The 3,939-nt window shown below is 70.0% G+C and carries 4 protein-coding genes; all 4 read left to right on the top strand.

The annotated features are described in order from the left end of the window. Positions 1-372: FCD domain-containing protein (locus tag ABZ646_RS42255; RefSeq protein ID WP_360531806.1), on the top strand; the 372-nt coding region annotated here is incomplete at its 5' end. Then, complete coding sequence (locus tag ABZ646_RS42260) at positions 369-1,808, top strand: amino acid permease (RefSeq protein WP_360531809.1); 1,440 nt, start codon at positions 369-371, stop codon at positions 1,806-1,808. The genes ABZ646_RS42255 and ABZ646_RS42260, both read left to right, overlap by 4 nt. 43 nt (positions 1,809-1,851) lie before the next feature. Continuing rightward, positions 1,852-2,868 carry an asparaginase gene (locus ABZ646_RS42265; protein WP_360531815.1) on the top strand — a complete coding sequence of 339 codons (1,017 nt, stop codon included), beginning with the start codon at positions 1,852-1,854 and terminating at the stop codon, positions 2,866-2,868. Positions 2,869-3,005: 137 nt separating this feature from the next. Continuing rightward, positions 3,006-3,939: lyase family protein (locus ABZ646_RS42270; protein ID WP_360531812.1), on the top strand; the 934-nt coding region annotated here is incomplete at its 3' end.

The following is a 3,939-nucleotide window of genomic DNA, read 5'->3' on the forward strand; positions in this document are numbered from 1 at the left end:
GAACGGGACCACCTGGCCCATCTGCTCGACCGCATGGAACGGGAGACGGACACCACCGCGTGGGTCGCGATGGACACCCTCTTCCACCTGGCCGTGGCCGAGGCCGCCCAGAACCCGGTGTTCCGCCGGGTCATCGAGGAGATCCGGGACGCACTGGCGCGTCAGTCGGCCTTCCTCAACGAACTGGGCGGATTCCGCCGCGAGCAGTCCAACCGGGAGCACCGGGCCATCGTCGAAGCGCTGATGGACGGTTCCGAACCCGACGCCGTGGACGCCATGAGCCACCACCTGGACCGCGTCGAGACCACCCTCACCCACATCGTGCGCCCCGCGCGCACGGACCAGCACAAGGAAGGCGGAACCGAGGCGTGAGCGAACAGCACCTCAAAGACGAGACGCGCTCCTCGTCCCGTCACGTCGACGCCGGGGACCACGGCTACAGCAAGTCGCTGAAGCACCGGCACGTCAACATGATCGCCATCGGCGGCGCCATCGGCACCGGCCTTTTCCTCGGCGCCGGCGGCCGCCTCGCGGACGCGGGACCCTCCCTCTTCGTCGCGTACGCGGTCTGCGGGATCTTCGCGTTCCTCGTCGTACGCGCCCTCGGCGAACTCGTCCTGTACCGCCCGTCCTCCGGCGCCTTCGTGTCGTACGCCCGGGAGTTCATGGGCGAGAAGGGCGCCTACACGGCCGGCTGGATGTACTTCCTGAACTGGGCCACCACTGGTATCGCCGACATCACCGCGGTCGCCACCTACACCCACTACTGGGGCATGTTCTCCGACATCCCGCAGTGGGTGATCGCCCTGATAGCCCTGGCCGTGGTCCTCACCGTGAACCTGATCTCGGTGAAGATCTTCGGCGAACTGGAGTTCTGGTTCGCGATCGTCAAGGTCAGCGCCCTGGTCGTCTTCATGGTCATCGGCATCTTCCTGCTGGTCACCCAGCACCCCGTGGACGGCGCGACCCCCGGCCCGTCCCTGATCACCGACAACGGCGGCGTCTTCCCCAACGGGCTGCTCCCGATGCTGCTGATCATCCAGGGCGTCGTCTTCGCCTACGCCTCGGTGGAGCTGGTCGGCGTCGCCGCCGGTGAGACCGAGAACCCCGAGAAGATCACGCCGAAGGCGATCAACTCGATCATGTGGCGCGTCGGCCTGTTCTACGTCGGCTCGGTGGTCCTGCTGTCGATGCTGCTGCCCTGGAACAAGTACACGGCCGGGCAGAGCCCCTTCGTCACCGTGCTCTCCCACATCGGCGTCCCGGCGGCCGGCGGCGTGATGAACCTCGTCGTCCTCACCGCGGCCATGTCCTCGCTCAACTCCGGCCTCTACTCCACCGGCCGCATCCTGCGCTCCATGGCCGTCAACGGCTCCGCCCCGAAGTTCACCGCGAAGATGAGCCGCAGCCAGGTCCCGTACGGCGGCATCCTGCTCACCAGCAGCATCTGCGTCCTCGGCGTCGGCCTCAACTTCGTGGTCCCCGCCGACGCCTTCGAGATCGTCCTCAACTTCGCGGCGATCGGCATCCTCGCCACCTGGGGCATGATCATGCTCTGCCACCTGCTCTTCTGGCGGAAGACCCAGAACGGCGAACTCACCCGCCCCGGCTACCGACTGCCGGGCTCCCCCTGGACCGAGATCGTGACGCTGGCGTTCCTCGCCTCCGTCCTGGTCCTCATGTACGCCGACGGCGGCGCCGGCCGCACCACCGTGCTGTGCCTGCCGCTGATCGTCGCCGCGCTGGTCGCCGGCTGGTACGCCATCCGCGGCCGCCTGGCGCGCTCGTCCGCCGGAACCGGCGCGTGAACCGCGCCCGGGTCCGCCCCGACTCACCCGAGACCAGGAAATGATGTACAGCAGTTCCCCCGCGGCCGCACCCATCGTCCGTGAACCCCTCCACGCCCCCGTCGCCCACCTCATCCGCGGCGGGGTCGTGGAGGGCATCCACTACGGTTCCGTCGTCGTCCTCGACGCCCACGGCCGGGTCCAGTTCCAGCTCGGCGACATCGAGGCCGCGTTCTACCCGCGCTCGGCCCTCAAGCCCGTCCAGGCCGTGGCGATGCTGCGGGCCGGGCTGCCCCTCGACGGCGACCTGCTCTCCCTGGCCGCCGCCAGCCACTCCGGCGAGGAACGCCACCTCGCCGGGACCCGGCGCATCCTCGGCCTCGCCGGACTGACCGAGGACGACCTGCGCAACGTTCCCGACATGCCGTACGGTGCCGCCGTCCGGGACACCTGGATCCGCGAGGGCCGGCAGCCCTCGCGGCTCGCGCAGAACTGTTCCGGCAAGCACGCGGCGATGCTGTGGACCGCGAAGCTGAACGGGTGGTCGCTGGACGACTACCTCGATCCGGCGCATCCGCTCCAGCAGGCGATCGCCGAGATCGTCGAGGACCTGACCGGGCAGCGGGTGGCGGCGACGACCGTGGACGGTTGCGGGGCGCCGTTGTTCTCCATCTCCCTGCACGGGCTGGCCCGCGCGGTGTCGCGGATCGCCGCCGCCGCGCCGGGTACGCCCGAGGCGCGGGTCGCCGACGCGATGCGGGAGCACGCGGAGATGGCGTCCGGTGCGGGGCGTGACGTGGCCGCGCTGATGGCGGCCGTGCCGGGACTGCTCGCCAAGGACGGCTTCGAGGGCGTGCAGGTCGCTGCGCTGGCGGACGGCCGGGCGGTGGCCGTGAAGATCGCCGACGGGGCGGATCGGGCGCGGGTGCCGGTCGCCGCGGCGGCGTTGGCGCGGGCCGGGGTCGATCCGGGGCTGCTGACCGGGTTCGCCGGTCAGGCGTTGCTCGGTGGGGGGCGGCCGGTCGGGTGTGTGCGGCCCGTTCGTTCGCTGGAGCCGGTGTCTGTTTCGACCTGCGCCTAGTCGTTTGCGTGGACTTGTCGTTCTGCGGCTGCGGGCCGGGTGTGGCCGGTCGCGCAGTTCCTCCCCCAGCCTTCGGCCGGGGGCACCCCCAGCGCCCCGAAGGGGCGCTTTACCCTCACTTTCTTGGAACAGGACCCATGACCAGCCGTAGTGAACACGATCTGCTCGGTGACCGGGACGTGCCCCTCGACGTCTACTGGGGTGTGCACACCCTGCGGGCGACCGAGAACTTCCCGATCACCGGTATGGCGATCTCCGCGTACCCGCATCTGATCGAGGCCCTGGCCGCCGTCAAGGAGGCCGCTGCCCTCGCCAACGAGGAGCTCGGGCTGCTGGCGCCGCAGAAGGCCGCCGCGATCGTCGCCGCCTGCCGGGAGATACGGGACGGCAAGCTGCACGACCAGTTCGTCGTCGACGTCATCCAGGGCGGTGCCGGTACGTCGACGAACATGAACGCCAACGAGGTCGTCGCCAACCGGGCGCTGGAGTTGATGGGGCATCAGAAGGGGGAGTACCGGTACCTGCACCCCAACGAGGACGTCAACCTGGGGCAGTCGACGAACGACGTCTACCCGACCGCCGTCAAGATAGCGACCGTGTACGCGGTACGCGGGCTGCTCCGGGCGATGGCCGTGCTGCAGGACTCCTTCGGGCGCAAGGCCGTCGAGTTCCGCGACGTGCTGAAGATGGGCCGTACGCAGTTGCAGGACGCGGTGCCCATGACGCTCGGGCAGGAGTTCTCCACCTTCGCCGTGATGCTCGACGAGGACCGCAGCCGGCTCGCCGAGGCCGTCGAGCTGATCCACGAGATCAACCTCGGCGCCACGGCCATCGGTACCGGCCTCAACGCGCCCGCCGGATACGCCGAGTCGGCCCGCCGGCACCTCGCCGAGATCACCGGGCTGCCCCTGGTCACCGCCGCCAACCTGGTCGAGGCGACCCAGGACTGCGGGGCGTTCGTCCAGATGTCCGGCGTGCTCAAGCGGATCGCGGTCAAGCTCTCCAAGGGCTGCAACGACCTGCGGCTGCTGTCCTCCGGACCCGGCCAGGGCGAGCCGGAGCGCACGATCC

The sequence above is a fragment of the Streptomyces sp. NPDC007162 genome (genome assembly GCF_040634175.1).
GTDB lineage: Bacteria > Actinomycetota > Actinomycetes > Streptomycetales > Streptomycetaceae > Streptomyces.

What these genes read in the sequence shown, in the direction of transcription:
- ABZ646_RS42265 (WP_360531815.1), top strand. Translation starts at nt 1,852, where the DNA reads ATGTACAGCAGTTCCCCCGCGGCCGCACCCATCGTCCGTGAACCCCTC.